The 18,484-nt window shown below is 46.2% G+C and carries 18 protein-coding genes and 1 tRNA gene; 3 read left to right on the plus strand and 16 right to left on the minus strand.

The genetic code is table 11. The annotated features are described in order from the left end of the window. Positions 1-127 precede the first annotated feature (127 nt). The gene (locus Q9292_RS07205) at positions 128-826 is read left to right on the plus strand and encodes a site-specific integrase (protein ID WP_313986385.1); all 699 of its coding nucleotides are present in this window, start codon (positions 128-130) and stop codon (positions 824-826) included. Between the two features lie 231 nt (positions 827-1,057). After that, on the plus strand, positions 1,058-2,395 hold the full coding sequence (locus Q9292_RS07210; protein ID WP_313986387.1) for a tyrosine-type recombinase/integrase: 1,338 nt from the start codon (positions 1,058-1,060) through the stop codon (positions 2,393-2,395). 117 nt (positions 2,396-2,512) lie between these two features. Here Q9292_RS07210 and Q9292_RS07215 read toward each other — a convergent pair whose 3' ends face one another. The 6 genes from Q9292_RS07215 to Q9292_RS07240 form a co-directional block, all read right to left on the minus strand. Continuing rightward, positions 2,513-5,380 (minus strand): type I restriction endonuclease subunit R, encoded by a 2,868-nt coding sequence (locus Q9292_RS07215; protein ID WP_313986389.1) that lies wholly within the window; start codon positions 5,378-5,380, stop codon positions 2,513-2,515. Between the two features lie 11 nt (positions 5,381-5,391). Then, entirely contained in the window at positions 5,392-6,594 is a 1,203-nt protein-coding gene (locus Q9292_RS07220; RefSeq protein WP_313986390.1) for a restriction endonuclease subunit S, read from the minus strand. Continuing rightward, complete coding sequence (locus Q9292_RS07225; RefSeq protein WP_313986392.1) at positions 6,591-8,210, minus strand: type I restriction-modification system subunit M; 1,620 nt, start codon at positions 8,208-8,210, stop codon at positions 6,591-6,593. The genes Q9292_RS07220 and Q9292_RS07225 overlap by 4 nt, the downstream gene beginning before the upstream one ends. An 82-nt stretch (positions 8,211-8,292) precedes the next feature. Further along, positions 8,293-8,577 (minus strand): helix-turn-helix domain-containing protein, encoded by a 285-nt coding sequence (locus tag Q9292_RS07230; RefSeq protein WP_313986394.1) that lies wholly within the window; start codon positions 8,575-8,577, stop codon positions 8,293-8,295. A 475-nt stretch (positions 8,578-9,052) separates the two neighbouring features. Further along, complete coding sequence (locus Q9292_RS07235) at positions 9,053-9,514, minus strand: hypothetical protein (protein ID WP_313986396.1); 462 nt, start codon at positions 9,512-9,514, stop codon at positions 9,053-9,055. Positions 9,515-9,602: 88 nt separating this feature from the next. Beyond that, positions 9,603-9,914 carry a hypothetical protein gene (locus Q9292_RS07240; protein WP_313986398.1) on the minus strand — a complete coding sequence of 104 codons (312 nt, stop codon included), beginning with the start codon at positions 9,912-9,914 and terminating at the stop codon, positions 9,603-9,605. Here Q9292_RS07240 and Q9292_RS07245 point away from each other — a divergent pair. After that, positions 9,913-10,125 carry a hypothetical protein gene (locus Q9292_RS07245; RefSeq protein ID WP_313986400.1) on the plus strand — a complete coding sequence of 71 codons (213 nt, stop codon included), beginning with the start codon at positions 9,913-9,915 and terminating at the stop codon, positions 10,123-10,125. The two genes, Q9292_RS07240 and Q9292_RS07245, sit on opposite strands and share 2 nt — an antisense overlap. Here Q9292_RS07245 and Q9292_RS14325 read toward each other — a convergent pair. From Q9292_RS14325 to thrS, 10 genes are all read right to left on the minus strand, one after another. Further along, on the minus strand, positions 10,070-10,318 hold the full coding sequence (locus Q9292_RS14325; protein ID WP_409934480.1) for a helix-turn-helix transcriptional regulator: 249 nt from the start codon (positions 10,316-10,318) through the stop codon (positions 10,070-10,072). The genes Q9292_RS07245 and Q9292_RS14325 overlap by 56 nt on opposite strands. A 372-nt stretch (positions 10,319-10,690) precedes the next feature. Then, positions 10,691-10,767: transfer RNA gene (locus Q9292_RS07250), tRNA-Pro, on the minus strand. Positions 10,768-10,876: 109 nt separating this feature from the next. Further along, positions 10,877-11,305, minus strand: a complete 429-nt coding sequence (locus Q9292_RS07255) for a MerR family transcriptional regulator (protein WP_194748228.1) — start codon at positions 11,303-11,305, stop codon at positions 10,877-10,879. 14 nt (positions 11,306-11,319) lie between these two features. Next, entirely contained in the window at positions 11,320-11,634 is a 315-nt protein-coding gene (locus Q9292_RS07260; protein ID WP_194748229.1) for an integration host factor subunit alpha, read from the minus strand. A 137-nt stretch (positions 11,635-11,771) separates the two neighbouring features. Further along, positions 11,772-14,138 (minus strand): phenylalanine--tRNA ligase subunit beta, encoded by a 2,367-nt coding sequence (pheT, locus tag Q9292_RS07265; protein WP_313986405.1) that lies wholly within the window; start codon positions 14,136-14,138, stop codon positions 11,772-11,774. A 52-nt stretch (positions 14,139-14,190) separates the two neighbouring features. After that, on the minus strand, positions 14,191-15,192 hold the full coding sequence (pheS, locus tag Q9292_RS07270; protein ID WP_275355881.1) for a phenylalanine--tRNA ligase subunit alpha: 1,002 nt from the start codon (positions 15,190-15,192) through the stop codon (positions 14,191-14,193). Between the two features lie 76 nt (positions 15,193-15,268). After that, positions 15,269-15,628: a 50S ribosomal protein L20 gene (rplT, locus tag Q9292_RS07275; RefSeq protein WP_194748232.1), complete on the minus strand. Its 360-nt coding sequence runs from the start codon at positions 15,626-15,628 to the stop codon at positions 15,269-15,271. A 10-nt stretch (positions 15,629-15,638) separates the two neighbouring features. Beyond that, positions 15,639-15,836, minus strand: coding sequence for a 50S ribosomal protein L35 (rpmI, locus tag Q9292_RS07280; RefSeq protein ID WP_018985786.1), 198 nt, complete (start codon positions 15,834-15,836; stop codon positions 15,639-15,641). A 68-nt stretch (positions 15,837-15,904) separates the two neighbouring features. Next, positions 15,905-16,459: a translation initiation factor IF-3 gene (infC, locus tag Q9292_RS07285; protein WP_275356385.1), complete on the minus strand. Its 555-nt coding sequence runs from the start codon at positions 16,457-16,459 to the stop codon at positions 15,905-15,907. A gap of 44 nt (positions 16,460-16,503) precedes the next feature. Then, positions 16,504-18,426, minus strand: coding sequence for a threonine--tRNA ligase (gene thrS, locus Q9292_RS07290; protein ID WP_313986411.1), 1,923 nt, complete (start codon positions 18,424-18,426; stop codon positions 16,504-16,506). Positions 18,427-18,484 lie beyond the last annotated feature (58 nt).

Here is an 18,484-nt window from a genome sequence, read left to right on the forward strand (position 1 = left end):
TGCTCATTTAATACTCCTATTAACCTCAAGTATGAGGCTAAAAAGTATCTAATGCAGCCGGGGCGATTCAGACATTAACCGTGCCTTGCTAGACCGTATTACTTCTATACGTAAAAAAGAGGGAAATGTGTCTAACGGGACAGTTAACCGTTATATGCAAATCGTCAGTCGGGTATTAAGACGTGCGGCGCTGGATTGGGAATGGATAGATAAACCTGTAAAAGTACGGTCTCTGCCAGAACCAAAAATTCGCATTCGCTTTTTAACATCCGAAGAAGCGGCCAGATTAATAAATGAATTACCGCCCCATTTGGAAGCGATGGTTCGTTTCTCGTTAGCGACAGGGTTACGCAAAAGCAATGTCACTAAATTAATTTGGTCGCAGGTGAACTTGCAAGATAGGCGCGCATGGATTCCTGCAGACCAAGCCAAGGGTAAACGGGCAATCCCTGTCCCTTTGTCAAGTGAAGCGGTTGAAGTGCTGCGTAAAGAGTTATTTAAGCACCCTACGCACGTGTTTACGTTCCGTGGGAAGCCTATCACGCAAGTGAACACAAAGGCATGGCATGCCGCCTTAAAACGTGCTGGCATTGTTGATTTCAGATGGCATGATTTACGCCATACTTGGGCAAGCTGGCATGTGCAAAATGGCACGCCGATTTACGTTTTAAAAGAGTTAGGCGGCTGGGCTGATATGGAGATGGTGCAGAAATATGCACACCTGTCACCTGGTCATTTATCACAACATGTTGAGAACGTTTCTGGCATTATCGACAGTGAAGTGAAAGAGGAACTGGTTACGAATTGGTTACGTTCTGGTCAGTAAATAAAAAAGCCACTCTCACGAATGGCTTGTTTATTGGTCGGGACGGCGGGATTCGAACTCGCTACCCCTTGCACCCCATAAGTAAAAAGCACTATCCAACAAAATCCACAACGTTCTATAAATTAATATTTATTCATTAATAATCAATATATTATATAATTGATTAATCCGTTATAGTCCAGTACAATCCTCCAACAGCCCACTGTTATGTGGGGGCATCTGTGGGGGCATATGGCAAAACTTACGATTAAAGAACTTGACGCACTAACTAGTGCCGACAAGGGAAGAACCCTTTACGAAGATGGCAATATTCGCGGAGAGGTAAGAGTAAATAAAAACGGCGTCTCGGTTGCTTTTAGCTATCGCTATCGCGTTGGTAAAGCCCAAAAAGAAATTAGGCTTGGCGTCTACCCTCATGCCTCCATCAAAGAAATTCGAGATAGAAGAAAATGGGCAGCAGACCTACTCAGCATAGGCAAAGACCCAAATCTAGAAAAGCAGATTGAGAAAGAGCTTAACCAACAAGCACAAGCTGCACTAAAAGCAAAACTCACGGCTAACGAACAGCGAATGACCGTAAACCTACTGTTTGATCGCTGGGAAAAGCTTGACCTAGTCAACCGTAAAGACCAAGGCAAAGAAATGCGGCGCATGTTTGAAAAAGACGTGCTGCCCATACTTGGCACTCTGGCTGTAGAGGATGTCCGCAAAGCCCATATCATTAAGGTAGTGGACGCACTTTTGGCACGTGGAGTGAATCGCATGGCAAAACTAATGCTTTCCGCAATGCGACAGATGTTCAGATTCGCACAAGATCGCGACATCATCGAAAACGACCCGACTTCTAGCATCCGCAAAGCCAAGATCGGTGGTAAAGACACTATCCGCGATAGATGCCTGAGTGAGGTCGAAATTAAAGACCTTAAATCCAAACTCCCTGATGGACACCTACTTAAATCAACTGAATGTGCAATTTGGATTATGTTATCTACTTGCTGCCGCATTGGCGAGGTCTGCAAATCGGAATGGCAGCACCTTGATCTTGAGTCTAGAACTTGGAGAATTCCAGCCGAAAACAGTAAGAACGGTAAAGCACATACAATTTACTTGTCTGATTTTGCGATCAATCAGTTCGAACTGCTAAAAACACTCAGAACCTCAGATAAGTGGATTTTCCCTAATACAATCAATACTGACCACGTATGCGAAAAGAGCATTACAAAGCAACTCGGTGACAGGCAGCTTGCTGACGGTAGAAAACCAATGCGCGGTAGATCCAAACACGCAGACTCGCTTAAACTAGCAGAAGGCAAATGGACACCTCACGATCTACGTAGAACGGGAGCTACTATCATGGGCAACCTCGGGGTAAGGCCTGATGTAATTGAAAAGTGCCTAAACCACATCGAACAAAACAAAATGAAACGGACATATCAACACCAGTCCTTGATTGCCGAGCAGCAACAAGCATGGCGCCTATTAGGGGAAAGGCTGGAGCTAATCACTAGCAATAATCATAACGTAATACCTATATCAACAAACCATGCCGCGACCCATGCTGCCGCTTGAGCGACAAGAACAAACGACTTAGGCTCTATAGGGGTACAAGGGGGCGCCACTGCCCGCCCTCTCATCGAGTCTGTGCTCGCAAATCTACAAAATTTTTGATAGTTTCATAATAGCCAACTACACTCCACCCATGCCTTCTACAAATGTAGTGATGAAGTTTTGTATTTTGTCAGCTACGCGCTCTAGGATTGTTTTGCGCTCCAGGATTTTCGGCTTGAAGCTCAGGGCTTCTACAATCTCACCATCCCTAGGCAAGCGATTCTGGAATTCATAGGTCTGGAGAACCCTAGCAAACTTCTCAGGTACGATGTTCTCGTCCTCGCATAGCTTCTGAAAAGCAGCTTGCTTGTGATTGTTCCAGTAACTCTCAAAAGCGCCTATCACGTCCTCATTGGGCTTGAGCTTAGGCAAGTTGTCCTCAATGAACTCTTCGATAAGCTGACGTTTACTACGTAGCTGTATCTCACCAGCAACCAAGTCGATAATCTCTTTTTGGCGTTTTTTGGCTTCTTCTGGTGGTAGCTTGTTGAGGCTTACCAGTAAATTAAGTATGTACGCCACATTGATTTCATCGCGATGTATAAGAGTGAGTTCAAAGTCGATGTCTTCTAGTACGGAGGCCTTCTCACCTTCGGTTTGTTTCTTAACCTTGTCATGCAGGTCGAGATACTTGCTCTTATAGTCTTCAAACTTTTGCGGCTCTAGCGCTAAGTCAGCTTCATCAAAATCTGCAAAGCTAGTGAGTACATTCTTAATACGCATAAGCTCTCTAAATGCAGTGGCAAATGCTAGCTCTGCATTCTCATCTGGCAGCGCATCTACACTCTTAACCGTAGGGGCTATCTTTAGTAGCTCAAGGGTGGCGTCGTTAAACTGTTTAACGTAATCCTCGTAAGGCTCAAGCAGGACTGTCTCTTTTGCGTCTTTATTCGAGAAAAGTGCAATTGCCTCGTCAGTCGCGGCTTTAAGGTTTCTAAAACATACGATATTGCCTTGAGACTTCTTGTCGTTAAGTATGCGGTTGGTGCGTGAGAATGCCTGTACTAATCCATGATACTTAAGGTTCTTATCCACGTATAAGGTATTCAGTCTTGGGCTATCAAAGCCAGTTAAGAACATATTTACTACTAGTAAAATATCCACTTGGCCTTGGCGTACGCGCTTGGCGATGTCTTGATAGTATTTATAAAACGACAGGCTGTCACTGGTGCTGTAATTGCAGCCAAACATCGCGTTATAGTCAGCAATGAACCCATCCAGTTTGTCACGGCTATAAGTGTTAATCTTCCCCTCAGGCATGGGGTTCTCTTCGGGGATTAAGCCGTTCACTAAGCCATTGGCGTTAGGATCTTCTTCATTCGCTGCGTAGCTAAATATCGTAGCAACCTTTAGCGGCTTGACTAGGCCAACCTGCTTTTGTTTGAATAGTTCATAGTATTTAATCAATGTCTCTACACTGCTCACACAAAACATCGCAGTAAAGTCTGGCTGCTTGGTCTTGTGCGCGTGGTGCGTAAGGATATAGTCAGTTATTTTCTCTAGCCTAGGGTAACTATCCAACAGCTCTTTGGTATCTAGCCCCGCCACCTCAATATCGGTATCTGTGGCGATGTCTAACTCATTGGCACTGGCCTTACGTGTGTACTTGCCCACGTACTCCACGGCAAAGCGCAACACGTTCTCATCTTTGATAGCATCCACAATCACATACTTATGCAGGCAATCACCAAACAAGTCTTTGGTGGTCTTCTGGTGACCTAGGCTGCCAGTTGCGTTATCCGCAAATATCGGCGTACCCGTAAAGCCAAACATCTGCGCGTTTCTAAAGAACTTCTTGATGTTCTGGTGCGTATCGCCAAACTGGCTGCGGTGGCACTCATCAAAGATAAACACAAACTTCTTATCTTGCAGGTCACCCAGCTTTGCTAAGTGCTGCGGGTGCATAATCGCGTTATTAAGCTTTTGTATGGTGGTGAGTATCAGCTTGGTACTGTCATCAGTGAGCTGCTTCACCAGCGTGCGGGTGTCGGTGGTTTCATCCACGCTACCTTTGCTAAAGCCGTTAAACTCGCGTGCTGTTTGGTAGTCTAAGTCTTTGCGGTCTACCACAAACATCACCTTATGCACCTTGGGGTTGCGCATAATGATTTGACTAGCCTTGAAGGATGTCAGCGTTTTACCTGAGCCAGTCGTGTGCCAGATATAAGCATTCTCTGAACTACTCTTTACTCTATCAACTAGCGCCTCAGTCGCATAAAACTGATAAGGTCTTAGCACCTTAATCACTTTCTCTTCAGTCAGCACCATGTAGTGCGTAATCATCTTAGCTATATGGCAGGGTTTGAGAAACTCGGCACTAAACTCGTGTAGGTCAGATAAGCGCTTGTTCTCCTTGTCTGTCCAAAAAAACGTCTGCTTAAAGCTCTGATGCTTATTGTTAGAGAAGTACTTGGTGTTTACCCCGTTGCTAATGATGAATAACTGCACATACTGAAATAAACCAAAGCCGGCATCGTAGCTATCATGTTGGTAGCGATTAATCTGGTTAAATGCTACTTTCAACTCAGCGCCACGGCGTTTAAGCTCAATCTGAACTAAGGGTAGTCCGTTAATTAGCAAAGTGACGTCATAGCGGTTTTTGCGGTTGCCCTGCATGTTAACTTGGTTAGTGACTTGAAACTCGTTCAAGCACCAGTCGTCGCTGTTTAGAAACCTAATATAAACAGTTTCATTATTGTCACGCTTGAGCTCATAGCGGTCTCTCAGCAGTTTGGCACGTTCAAAAATACCGCCAGTGTTAAGGTGGTTGAGCACCCGTTCAAACTCGTTCGATGACAGCTTAATGCCGTTGTTGTGCAGCTCTAACTGGCGCTTTAGATTAGCCAGCATAGCCGTTTCATCTTCAATTACAACACTGGCATATTCCATGCCATTAAGTTGTTTTATTAATGAGGTTTCAAGAGCATATTCTGATTGTAGTGGCATATCGTGCTAACCTATACAAACATCTGCTGTAACAAGCCTTGCTTATATTGCTTGGCAGCTGCGAGTTGGATTTGTGTGTGCGTGAGCTTGTCCTCTATCACACTTAAGAGGTCAGAAATTTTTGTTTGCTCTTCCAGGCAGGGCAGGCTAACAATAATTTTGGAAAGAGCATCATAGCTTAATGTGTTTCTAACACTACCCTCGAAAGAGCTATTCATCTGGGTCTTAAAATTCTGACTAGTAAACCAGTTGAGTAAAAATCTATCAACAATCAAATTAGGTTTAGCGTAAAAACTTACGTACAGAGGGCTAACAACGGAGATTAAATCATCGCCTTTATAAGCAAGAGAGCCGACGTCGATTCGAGAAGGGTTATAAGCAAAGGCACCTTTCTTGATAATGTAATAATTAGAAAGATCTTTGCTCGCAATGACTCTGCCTTCAAATAGCTCGTCTTGGTTTATAAACCCATGTTTGTTAGTAACGCTTTGAACAAGTGTAAATTCGCAGTTTCTATTTTTGCTTGAGTTCTTAACAAGTACATCATTGAGCGGGTAGTTTTCCCAATCAGAATAATTTTGCCCATTGTCATCCTTAAATCGTACTTTTTGGCTGAATACTTGCTGCAGAACGCCTTTTTTGTATTGGGCTAGTAGCTCGTACTTTTGCGTAAGCTGGCCGATTTTTTTATCGACTGCCATGAGGAAGTTGGCGATTTTGGCTTGTTCTTTTAACGATGGCAATCTTACAATAAGTTCATCAAAGTTTTTCTGGCCTAATGTCTTGTTTCGTCCAGCACCCCCTGGAGAAGCTAACTCTAGATAGGATTTACCTTTTTTAGTTAGAAATAAATACTTTAAGAATTGTGTATAGCAATTGTTAGCTTTAGGGGTATACATTGGAAATCTGTGAGAGGCAATAAACCCCCTCTCAGCATCAGAGGTCACTGCTAAAGCTTGCTCCCATGCAAAAACGATATTCAACACTAAGGCTTCTGGTTGAACCCAAAATACTCGCTTATTGCCTATGTCACTGCCTTTTATTGGATCTTTGTGAAAAATACCCTTGCCGTGTGAGCGGATGCCTATTTCTCTATAAAGTTCATTAGATTCAACTTTTACTGGGTAGCTTGCCTTTTCTAGAAATGAATCTAGCCGTTTTAACTCCCAATCGTTACCTTCAAACTCCTTAAATCTCAATGAAGGCAGGCTCATGCTTGTTGCCCTTGAGTTGCAAAAGGTGGGGTTATGCCTAATTCTTTGCAGAATGCGGCGATTGTTTCGTCGGTGGCTCTGCTTGATTTATCCAACTCGACTAATTGAGCAGAAATGGCAGTTAAGTCTATGGTGGCCTCAGTCTCAAATGTATCCACATAACGCGGTATATTAAGGTTATAGTCATTCGCCTTAATGTCGCCCAAGCTGGCTACTTTGCAATATTTATCTTCATTGGTTCTAGCTTTGTAGGCATCGACAATCTTTTGGATATGCTCAGGTCGTAAAACATTTTGTGTTTTTGCTTTATCAAAATGCTGGCTGGCATCTATAAATAAGATGTTATCCGGGTGCTTTCGGCACTTTTTTACGACCAATACGCAGGTGGGAATCGGCGTGCCATAAAAGATATTGGCAGGCAGGCCAATCACTGCATCCAGTGCGTTAAGCTGCTCAATGAGGTATTGCCTGATATATCCTTCTGCCGCACCACGGAACAGCACACCATGCGGCAAAATAATCGCCATAGTGCCGTCTTCTGACAAGTGATACAGCATATGCTGTACAAAAGCCAGGTCTGCCTTAGTGCTAGGCGCTAGCTTGCCATATTGGCTGAAGCGCTCGTCATTCATCATCAGTGAACTGGCGTTCCAGTGGGCTGAAAATGGTGGATTGGCCACAATGGCGTCAAAGTGCATACCTATGTGCTGTGGGTGCTCTAGAGTGTCTTCTTGCTTAATGTCGAAGTCAGCGTAATGCACGCCATGCATGATCATGTTCATGCGGCATAAGTTGTAAGTGGTGCGATTAAGCTCCTGCCCATAAATCTTAACCTTCTTTTCCCCTTTTGGGTCGTACACACGCTTGACTCGCAAAAGCAGAGAACCACTGCCACAAGCACCGTCATAGATACTACGAATGAGCTTGTTATCATCTGTTACTATTTTAGCAAGCAAGGTAGAGACTGGCTGCGGCGTATAGAACTCACCTGCCTTTTTACCTGCTCCACTAGCAAACTGCCCAATCAGATACTCATAAGCATCACCTAGCACGTCGCCTTCAGTATCTGATAAATTGAAGTCGATAGCATCAAGATGTGAGAGTACCTTGGCGACTATCTCATTTTTTTCTTTAACCGTTTTACCTAGCTTCGATGATGTAAGGTCTAGGTCTTCAAACAGATTTACAAAATCATCTGCACTGTCAGTGCCTAGGGTACTTTGCTCAATGTTCTTTAAGATCCGGGTAAGATCATCTAGTATAAAGTTGTGCTGATCACCTTCGCCATGGGTATCAAGCTGGTTATTACCTTTCTTTGCAATAGCACTGAATAGCTCTGTAGGTTTTAAAAAATATCCAAGAGCATCTAAAGCTGCGTGCTCAAGTGCATCAATATATTCCTTATACTGTGGATGGGTCTCTTTCAGCTCAATAAACTTGAATCCTTCTGACTCGAGTTGACTATCGCAAAGGCGCTGGATTTTCTCCGAGAGATACTTGAAAAAGATAAAGCCTAAGATGTAATCGCGAAACTCATCGGCATTCATCTTGCCCCTGAGTGTGTTGGCGATATTCCAAAGCTGTTGCTGGAGTTGGCGGCGCTGCTCTTCTGACATGTTTACTATCTAATTTTTATGGTGTTACTGCGGCAGAATATAGTACATGAAGCCTGTCCCATTAACCAGCGATGTGCTTACCTCATCTCTTCCGTTTATTTTTTCGTTCGCGTTTAAACTCCTCAAAAAATAGTTGTAGCTCAGACTTCTCTTCCGGCAGTGAAATTTTTACATTAACGACGGCAGTCTGTTTTGGTACTCTTACAGCAACAGCACAGCTCTCCTTGTACTCAAGTATTTGAGCCTCCTCAAACCGTAAGGTGCGTTTTCCGATTCTATAGTGTGGTATCGCTCCACTTTGTGCTAATGAGTACAGGTATCTTATGCTGACACTTAGTATGGCTGCTGCTTCTTTGGCGTTTAACATTTTTGATACCTTTCGTCGATGATGTTCAAACAATCTTAGCCATATCGGAAAATGTTGGCTACATGTCAATTGCTGAGTTAAAGACTAATACTTACGCCTTAGTGAGCTACTAGCTGGCAGTTCAAAAGAGACATATACGAGCGCGTGTGTTCACGTTTTCTAGGTCATAAATTTGCTGCTTTACTCTTAGGTAATGGGCAGTAATACTCTGACGCTAGTTATGGTGAAGCGGCTCTCTTGGAGACTACTAGACTAGAGCGTATCACTCACAACTTCGCCTTATTGAATGTGCTGTAGCTCGTTAAAATGCTTGTACTAAGTGCCGAAGAGATTGCCTTGCAATGAGATATGGTAATTCTAGATAGGTATGCAGCTAGTGCATTAGGGAAGGCTTAAAAACGGTCATGATTGATGCATCTTGTGCAGCACAATCGTTGTTTTCTGTTCAATCCTAATGCAGCTAGTGCAGCAATTATCACAGTGTTGATGCAGCTAAAGCACTAAAGCCTTTAATTTTGCCCATTGGCGGTGCTGGGTCTTTGAGCTTGTAAGCGCCACGATGAAAGCCTGCTGGTGTTATGTCTAACTTTCCGTTGCAGTCATCAAGTGCCAGCCATGTGACTGCGTAAAGGCTTGCAAGGTTTGGTCTTGCCCCTTTGCGTGTCTCCTCAATTAGGCCAACATCTAGCAGTTCTCGCTTTGCATTTAGTAACGTGTGCTGAGACTTCCAACCGCGTTGCTTCATCATGCTATACGCAGCACAGAAATCGCCGTTGTTATCACCTTTGTATTGCGCTATCAAATCAAACAGCAGCATTCTTGCGTGAGAACTTAGGGATAAGTATGCAGCGCCATTTAGCACAGAGTGAGGTATGGCATAAAATTGCCCTCCATCACGCTTATCGGCTGCATCTTTATATCTTTTATTTCTTGCCATTAGCTGATTCCGAATAGCTTCGAGAGGTTATAGAAAAGCACCCACAATATAAATATCAGGAGCGATAAGTTATCAGCACCTATTCGCATCAGTTATCCCCTTTGGTGAACTTTGGATGCAACCTAGAGGCAGTACTGGCTGCCCTAGTGTATGTTCTTTTGATGCTGGCTGAGCTGGATAAAATATCGTGCTTAACTGCTTCTATTGCCTCATAGACATTAGCAAGCCCCGCACCTGCAAAATTAGCTTTAGCATCGAGCTTCGCAGCCTCTAACAGGTACAAACAACACTTATCTCCACTAATATGTTTTCTTTTTTGCCATTTGGCATCCAAAGGGCATACAGACGCATTGCATGTATCAAACTTGGGGCATGACCTAGGGTAGCTTGTTTTTGCCATGCGTCTGCCTTGGCACTCACATTGCCCGTCACAACAATTAGGGTTATTACAAAAGTTACTAAAAGAGTTATTCATAGTTGCTTTCTCGAATGGGATGTACAGATACAAAAAAGCCCGCATTAGCGGGCATGATGATTTGGTGCGTGTGCTTGGTGCTATGTTGATATTGATTGGTCAATGCGCGATTGAATCCATTGCTCAATTGCTGTGAGTTGCCATGCAACCGACCGAGAACCGATTGAAATTGGTTTAGGGAATTTAAGAGCAGAAATATCTGCGTAGATAGAGCTTCTTGATTTGCCCGTTAAGTTAATGACCTCTTTAAGGCGAATTAATCTGTTTGTCATGTGTATCCGATAAAAAGTTGAAAACCGGAAAACTTGAGTCACTTTGAAAGCTCTCATAACTTTCGATTAAATTAGGCAAGACAAATCAATCTTGACCAAAAATCGCGACTGTTATTCCCATAGATGGCAAGCCCCTAAAAAACATCAATTAAAGCAGGATAGTTCGGGAAATAATTTAGAACGGAGAGTAGCGTTATAGAACGCTTTGGAGAAAGATTTACTGAATGCTTTAGGAATATACGGGACTTTTCTAGAAGATGTTTTATTCCTGTAGGTGGCTAGAGGTAAACAAGACTGAATATGCCGCAACAAAGTAACCTATAGCAGACTTTAAAGAAAGTATTCTTTGGTGTGGGGGCATATGTGGGGGCATGAACGAAAGAAAAGAAAAAGGCCGCCAATTAAGGCGGCCTAACTCTCTGATTTTATTGGTCGGGACGGCGGGATTCGAACTCGCGACCCCTTGCACCCCATGCAAGTGCGCTACCAGGCTGCGCTACGCCCCGAATATTCAAAATCAAACAATAAAACCGTTTGAAAAAGAAGGTGGCATTATAAAGCAAAACCGCATATTCGCTAAGCAGAATATGCGGTTTTTATGGCTACGTTGTGCGCTTATGCGGGCACTTTGAGCAATTGCAGCACTTGTTGAATTTGTTCTCTAAGCGCCGCCACATCAATAGCGGATTGCGATATTTCTTCTGCCATCAAGCCCTGAGATTGTGGACTGCTTGAAACCGCTGATTCGGTGTTGCTGCGCGGTTTATCTGCTTTTTCTTCCACACCATCCAGGCGATTGCGGGCGCCACTGATGGTAAAGCCTTGCTCGTATAGGAGTTCGCGAATTTTACGGATCAGCAGGACTTCATGGTGCTGGTAATAGCGACGATTGCCGCGACGTTTGACAGGCTTGAGCTGAGTGAACTCTTGTTCCCAGTAACGCAAGACGTGTGGCTTCACCCCGCATAGTTCGCTGACTTCACCAATCGTGAAGTAGCGCTTGGCGGGAATGGGGGGCAACGACACTTTTTGCGTTTCTAGCATAGGGTGTAATCAGATCAGGCTTGTGCTTGCAATGGATGTTCTGCGTAGTGTTCTTCTACGCGTAATTTCAATTTTTGGCTGGCATGAAAGGTCACCACACGGCGTGCAGAAATCGGGATTTCTTCACCGGTTTTTGGGTTACGACCTGGGCGCTCGGATTTGGTACGCAGTTCAAAATTACCGAAACCGGATAGTTTGACGCTGTCCCCTTCTTCTAGCGCATTCCGGACTTCTTCAAAAAACGCTTCTACCATATCCTTGGCTTCGCGCTTGTTCAGCCCGACTTGTTCAAACAACAAATCGGCTAAATCAGCTTTTGTGAGTGTCATTAACGATCCCCTGAACCTTCTTATTATGCGAGATGACGCTTGAGTTGTATCAACTGTTAATCCTTGGAGTAATGCAATGATGATTTAAATGGCATTATCCTGATGAATTACCTAAATGATGTTGCCCCTAAGTGATACTATCTTAGTGATGCAGCAAAATTGGATGACCAGTTATTGAGGATTCGCGCCACGATGGTATCGACTTCCTCATCGACCATTGTCTTGCAAGTATCTTGCATAAGTACAAGAAATGCAAGGCTTTTTTTGTTTTCTGGCACCCCTTTGCCTTGATAAACATCAAACAATTTTAGGGTTTGTAATTGCGGAATTTGCTCGGCAATAATGGCATCAATCATGGTTTGTGCTGACACATTTTGATCAACAATCACGGCAAGGTCACGGCGTACAGGTAAGAACTTGCTTACCTCGCCATACGCCGGCACTTGCGTCGCCAGCGCAGCGGCGGCATCAAGCTCAAACAGATAACAGGCGCTGGTCAGGCCATACTGTTGTTGCCATTGCGGATGCAATTTACCTAGCCAGCCTACAGCTTGATCGCCCAGATAAATGCGTGCTGACTGGCCTGGATGTAAGGCGGGATGCTGCTCAACCACAAAACGCACGGTTTGCGCGAACAGCGACTCGACGTGGGCCTTGGCATCATAAAAATCAAAAGCACGGGCTTCTGTCGCCCATTGTTCTGGCTGGACGCTGCCATAGATCAGGCCAGACAATGTCAATGTTTCGATAAAGCCCTGGTTACCTTGTTCATAGCGCGCACCGAGCTCAAACAGCATGGCACGGGTTTGCTGACGCTTGAGGTTGTAGTCCAGAGCATCCAGCAGACCGCCCCACAAACCGGAGCGCATCACGCTCAGATTGCTGGCAATCGGGTTTTTAAGTGTAATCGGTGCTTCATTCCCGTACAAATCACGCTCCCAGCTTGCATCCACAAAGCTGTAGGTGACGACTTCCTGATAGCCTTGATTAACCATGACATCGCGCAACCAATGCTTGCTGCGCTGCGCTTCTGGCGAGGCCAGCATGCCTTGCGGTGCCACAGGGGTCAGTGCCGGGATATGCTCGTAGCCATGCAAACGGGCAACTTCTTCAATCAGGTCTTCTTCACGCGCGATATCAAATCGGAAGCTAGGCGCATTGACCTGGAACACACCATTGCTTTCGGTATAGCTGAAACCCAATTGTGTGAGCAACTGCCCTACACGCGCCAGGCTGATTTCTATGCCTAACACTGACAGCAGGTAGGCATACCGCAAGCTGACTTGCTTTCGTACCGGCAAGTCGGCAGTCACTGCGGTGACGGCGGCGGCCTGGCCACCACAAATTTCGAGCACCAATGCCGTCGCACGTTCAAGGGCATTCAGTGTGTTACCAAAATCCACGCCACGCTCAAAACGGTAAGAGGAGTCAGTGCTCAACCCCAAACGACGGGCTTTACCAGCCATCACATCTGGCGTAAAGAATGCGCTTTCTAAAAAGATCGCTTGCGTAGTATCGCTGACTGCGCTGGGGTTACCCCCCATGATGCCTGCCAACGCCACGGGGCCGTTACTGTCTGCAATGACCAAATCATCGCCTTTGAGGGTGACTTCTGTGTCATTAAGCAATACCAGTTTTTCACCTGCCTGGGCAAAACGTACCTGAATATCGCCTTGCAGCAGGTTCAGGTCAAAGGCATGCAACGGTTGCCCTTGCTCCAGCAAAATATAATTTGTGATATCCACCAGCGCACTGATGCTACGAATACCACTACGCTCAAGGCGGCGGACCATCCAGTCTGGCGTTTTAGCTTGTGCATTCACGCCTTCGATCACCCGGCCATAATAGGCCAGGCAAGCCGTACTGGCTTGCAGCGTCACGTTTTTGGTCAGTGTCCCTGTCACCGCAGCAGGGGCAACAGTTGGTGCAGTCATTGGCGCGCCGGTCATGGCGACCACATCGCGTGCAATGCCGACAATGCTCAGACAGTCTGCACGGTTAGGCGTGAGCTTTAACGTGTAGGCATGGTCGTTCAAATCCAGATACTCACGAATATCCTGACCAACCGGCGCGTCTGCTGGTAGCTCCAGAATGCCGTTGGCTTCTGTGGCAATGCCCAGTTCTTTGGCAGAACACATCATGCCAAAAGACTCAACCCCACGTACTTTGGCTTGCTTGATTTGAATGCCTGGTTGCCCATTGTTTTCTGGTAACTGTGCGCCAACCAGCGCACATGGGGCTTTCAAACCGGCACGCGCATTAGGGGCACCACAGACAATTTGCAAAGTCTCCTCGCCGACTTTCACCTTGCACACTTGCAGGCGATCAGCGTCTGGATGTTTGGCCGCCTCCAAAATCTCGGCCACAACGACGCGGCTAAACGCTGGCGCAACAGGCGTGAGCGCTTCAACCTCCAGGCCTGCCATCGTTAGCGCATGACCAAGCTGCTCGGTATCCATCGCTGGATTCACCATGGATCGTAACCATTGTTCAGAGAACTGCATATCTGTCTTACCTTGTCTTAATTCTGCTGTTTAAAGTGCGCGTGCGCTGAAATTACTTGATGAACTGCTGCAAAAAACGCAGATCATTATTAAAGAAATGGCGTAAATCATTGACGCCATAACGCAACATGGCCAGGCGCTCGACGCCCAAACCAAAAGCAAAACCACGGTATTTGCTGCTATCGATATTGACGTGCTTGAGTACTTCAGGATGCACCATACCGCAACCACCGATTTCCAGCCAACCGCCATTCCAGCTCATATCCATTTCGGCTGACGGCTCGGTAAACGGGAAGAAAGACGGGCGGAAACGGACGGTTAAATCGTCGCGCTCAAAGAATTTTTGCAGGAAATCCTGCACAACGCCTTTTAGGTTAGCAAAACTGATCTGCTCATCTACCCACAAGCCTTCCACCTGATGAAACATCGGTGAGTGTGTCGCATCCGAGTCCACGCGATACACACGCCCTGGCGCAATAATTTTTAAAGGAGGTGTATTGTCTTGCATGTAATGGACTTGTACTGGCGAGGTATGTGTACGCAGCACGTATTCCATGTTATCCCCACCGGTTTCCACATAAAACGTATCGTGCATGGCACGCGCCGGGTGGTTGTCAGGGATATTCAAAGCGGTGAAATTATAAAAATCGGTTTCAATTTCAGGGCCATCGGCCACACTAAAACCGATAGAGTGAAACAGCTCTTCCACACGACGCAAAGTCAGCGTCACAGGATGCAGGCCCCCTTTAGACTGCGCACGCGCAGGCAAAGTCACATCAATGGTTTCGCTCGCCAGCTGCTTGGCCTGGGCTGCGGCCAAAATACTGTCACGGCGGTCATTCAAGGCTTGCTCGACCGCCTGTTTGACCACATTAATCGCTGCCCCGGCTGCAGGACGTTCTTCGGCACTCAACTTGCCCAAGCCCTTCAGTGCATCAGTAATAGCGCCTGACTTGCCCAAAAATTTGGCCTTGGCGTTTTCCAGTGCAGGGATATCATGACAAGCGGCAAAGTCCTGTGCTGCTTCTGCGATTAAGTGATTAAGATCAGCCATCGTCGGTATTCTTTTAGGGTTTAAGTAACATTAAAATAAAAAAAGAGGCCGCAGCCTCTTTTTTTGGTAGGTCTGATTAGGCGCTTAAACCTGTTTTAGCCAATTCTACAAACTTGGCAAAAGCAGCTTTATCGAACACGGCCAGATCAGCCAGCACTTTACGGTCAACTTCAACCGCAGCTTTTTTCAAGCCATTCATGAAACGGCTGTAGGTCAAACCAGCTTCACGGGCTGCCGCGTTAATACGGGCAATCCACAATGCGCGGAATTGACGTTTTTTCTGACGACGGTCACGGTATGCATATTGACCGGCTTTCATGACCGCCTGTTTGGCAACACGGTAGACGTTCTTACGACGACCACGGTAACCTTTAGCAGCATTTAATACTTTTTTGTGTTTTGCGCGTGCGATGACACCACGTTTTACTCTAGGCATGTCGGTCTCCTTATTGTGTTGGCATCATTGCGCGAACGCGTTTCACGTCGGTCGCAGAAATAATTGCGGTACCGCGCAGTTTACGTTTTTGCTTGGTTGTTTTCTTGGTCAGGATGTGGCGCAAGTGAGAGTGTGTACGCTTCACTTTGCCGTTACCCAAGAACTTGAAGCGCTTTTTGGCGCTGCTCTTTGTTTTCATCTTTGGCATTTTGGTCTCCTTAGAGGTTGAGTAAAGAGTGAGTAGGCAGCCAATTTAGCCATATCACTCCAAAAAACTTATTCTTCTGCGGACTTGTCCGCTTTTTTCGGTGGCACCTTTTTAGCGGGCGCCAGTACCATCACCATTTGACGGCCTTCCATTTTCGGGTATTGCTCCACCGCTGCATGCTCAGCCAGATCCGCTTCCAGACGCTTCAACAGCGCCAAACCGAACTCCTGATGCGTAATTTCACGGCCACGGAAGCGCAAAGTAATCTTGGCTTTGTCACCATCGCCCAAAAAGCGAATAATGTTACGCAACTTGATGTTGTAATCGCCATCATCGGTGCCAGGTCTAAATTTGACTTCTTTGATCTGCACCTGTTTTTGTTTGAGTTTTTGCTCGTGTAGACGCTTGCTCTCGGCGTATTTGAATTTGCCATAATCCATCAAACGGCACACGGGCGGTGCAGCATTTGGTGCAATTTCAACAATATCAATATCAGCTTCTTCCGCTTTGGCAAAGGCCTCTTTGAGACTCATAATGCCTAACGGTTCGCCATCTACACCAATCAGACGCACTTGTGGCGCGGTAATATCGCCATTAATGCGTGTATCTTTATCCTGAGCTATAACAATCCCCTAACAATAAACAAAGCCGCACGGCACCTAAAAAATTAGACCCGGTTTTGGATGTCTTGCTGTACACGCGCAACAAACGCATCTACCGACATCGCACCCAGATCTTCACCTTTTCTGGTACGTACGGCCACATGACCATTTTGCATTTCCTTATCGCCAACAACAATCAGATAAGGCAATTTTTGCAAACTATGTTCGCGTATTTTATAGGTAATCTTCTCGTTTCTCAAGTCAAAATCGCATCGAATGCCATTTTTCTTCATTTTTTCAACTACTTGGCGCACGTAATCGGCTTGATTGTCCGAAATATTAAGCACCATGACCTGCACAGGCGACAGCCAGACCGGCATGGCACCCGCAAAGTTTTCGATCAAGATGCCTAAAAAACGCTCCATGGAACCCACAATCGCACGGTGCAGCATGATAGGCCGCTGGCGTGTGTTATCCTCAGCCACATACTCGGCGCCCAGGCGCTCTGGCAGGTTTGGGTCTAGCTGGATGGTGCCACATTGCCACATCCGTCCGAGCGAGTCTTTGAGGGTGAATTCAATTTTCGGGCCGTAAAAAGCGCCTTCGCCCGGCTGATACTCGAACTCAAGGCCATTCGCCTTAATCGCGTTAGCCAAGGCATTTTCTGCCATGTCCCACGCTTCTTCAGTACCCACACGCTTTTCTGGGCGGGTAGACAATTTAACGATCACATCGTCAAACCCAAAGTCTTTATAGACTTCGTACAACATTTTGATAAAGTCCGCCACTTCGGCTTCGACTTGCGATTCCATACAGAAAATATGGGCATCATCTTGGGTGAAGCCACGCACGCGCATCAAGCCATGCAAGGAACCAGACGGCTCGTTACGGTGGCAAGAACCAAACTCTGCCAGCCGCAACGGTAAATCGCGGTAGCTATGCAAACTGCTGTTGAAAATCTGGATATGACCGGGGCAGTTCATCGGCTTCACGGCATAATCACGGTTTTCGGACTGAGTGACAAACATATTGTCACGGTAGTTTTGCCAGTGACCGGATTTTTCCCACAGGGTCTTGTCCAGTACTGTCGGCGTACGTACTTCCTGGTAATCGTACTCCCTGAATTTGGCGCGCATGTACTGCTCGACTTCTTGCCAGATGACCCAGCCTCGCGGATGCCAGAACACCATCCCAGGCGCATCCTCCTGCATATGGTAAAAATCGAGCTGCTTGCCGAGCTTGCGGTGGTCGCGCTTCTCAGCCTCTTCCAGCATATGCAGATAAGCTTCCAACTCTTCTTTATTGCGCCAGGCAGTGCCATACACACGTTGCAGCATTTCGTTATTGCTGTCACCGCGCCAGTAGGCGCCGGCCAGCTTCATCAATTTAAATGCCTTGAGCTTGCCGGTATTCGGCACGTGCGGGCCACGGCACAAGTCGGTAAACGCGCCTTCTGAATACAGCGAAACATCCTCATTGCTGGGAATGCTGGCAATGATCTCGGCTTTGTAGTGCTCGTTAATGCTTTTGAAGTAAGCCACCGCTTCATCACGCGGCAGCACTTTGCGCTCGACCTTTTCGTCTTTCTTTGCCAATTCAGCCATTTTTTTCTCAATGGCCATCAGGTCATCCGGCGTAAATGGGCGCTTATAGCTAAAGTCGTAATAGAAGCCATTTTCAATGACAGGACCTATCGTCACCTGTGCATCCGGGAACAGCTCTTTTACCGCATAGGCCAACAAGTGTGCGGTTGAGTGGCGGATAATTTCCAGCCCCTCTTCGTTCTTGTCCGTGATAATCGCCAGCTCAACATCTTGCGCAATCTGATGACTGGTATCCACCAGCTTTGCTTCCTGGCCGGGATAAGTCACCTTGCCAGCCAGCGCGGCTTTTGCCAAACCGGTGCCGATATTGGCAGCCACCTCCGCCACCGTTACAGCGTGTTCAAACTGTCTTACAGAACCATCGGGTAATCGAATATTTGGCATGCCAGATCCGTCAAAATTTTAGCGAACAACCTTGAAACAAGGCCTATACAAAGCATTT

It is taken from the genome of Methylophilus sp. VKM B-3414, from assembly GCF_032248435.1.
GTDB classification, from domain to species: domain Bacteria; phylum Pseudomonadota; class Gammaproteobacteria; order Burkholderiales; family Methylophilaceae; genus Methylophilus; species Methylophilus glucosoxydans.

Bases quoted from the DNA above. Each gene is read 5' to 3' on its own strand.
- rplT (WP_194748232.1), bottom strand. From the start codon at position 15,628: ATGCCTAGAGTAAAACGTGGTGTCATCGCACGCGCAAAACACAAAAAA.
- Q9292_RS07245 (WP_313986400.1), top strand. From the start codon at position 9,913: ATGCGTCTGCCTTGGCACTCACATTGCCCGTCACAACAATTAGGGTTA.
- pheT (WP_313986405.1), bottom strand. From the start codon at position 14,138: ATGCAGTTCTCTGAACAATGGTTACGATCCATGGTGAATCCAGCGATG.
- Q9292_RS07255 (WP_194748228.1), bottom strand. From the start codon at position 11,305: ATGCTAGAAACGCAAAAAGTGTCGTTGCCCCCCATTCCCGCCAAGCGC.
- Q9292_RS07260 (WP_194748229.1), bottom strand. From the start codon at position 11,634: ATGACACTCACAAAAGCTGATTTAGCCGATTTGTTGTTTGAACAAGTC.
- Q9292_RS07230 (WP_313986394.1), bottom strand. From the start codon at position 8,577: ATGTTAAACGCCAAAGAAGCAGCAGCCATACTAAGTGTCAGCATAAGA.
- Q9292_RS14325 (WP_409934480.1), bottom strand. From the start codon at position 10,318: ATGAGAGCTTTCAAAGTGACTCAAGTTTTCCGGTTTTCAACTTTTTAT.
- rpmI (WP_018985786.1), bottom strand. From the start codon at position 15,836: ATGCCAAAGATGAAAACAAAGAGCAGCGCCAAAAAGCGCTTCAAGTTC.
- Q9292_RS07210 (WP_313986387.1), top strand. From the start codon at position 1,058: ATGGCAAAACTTACGATTAAAGAACTTGACGCACTAACTAGTGCCGAC.
- Q9292_RS07220 (WP_313986390.1), bottom strand. From the start codon at position 6,594: ATGAGCCTGCCTTCATTGAGATTTAAGGAGTTTGAAGGTAACGATTGG.
- Q9292_RS07215 (WP_313986389.1), bottom strand. From the start codon at position 5,380: ATGCCACTACAATCAGAATATGCTCTTGAAACCTCATTAATAAAACAA.
- Q9292_RS07235 (WP_313986396.1), bottom strand. From the start codon at position 9,514: ATGGCAAGAAATAAAAGATATAAAGATGCAGCCGATAAGCGTGATGGA.
- Q9292_RS07240 (WP_313986398.1), bottom strand. From the start codon at position 9,914: ATGGCAAAAACAAGCTACCCTAGGTCATGCCCCAAGTTTGATACATGC.
- thrS (WP_313986411.1), bottom strand. From the start codon at position 18,426: ATGCCAAATATTCGATTACCCGATGGTTCTGTAAGACAGTTTGAACAC.
- Q9292_RS07225 (WP_313986392.1), bottom strand. From the start codon at position 8,210: ATGTCAGAAGAGCAGCGCCGCCAACTCCAGCAACAGCTTTGGAATATC.
- pheS (WP_275355881.1), bottom strand. From the start codon at position 15,192: ATGGCTGATCTTAATCACTTAATCGCAGAAGCAGCACAGGACTTTGCC.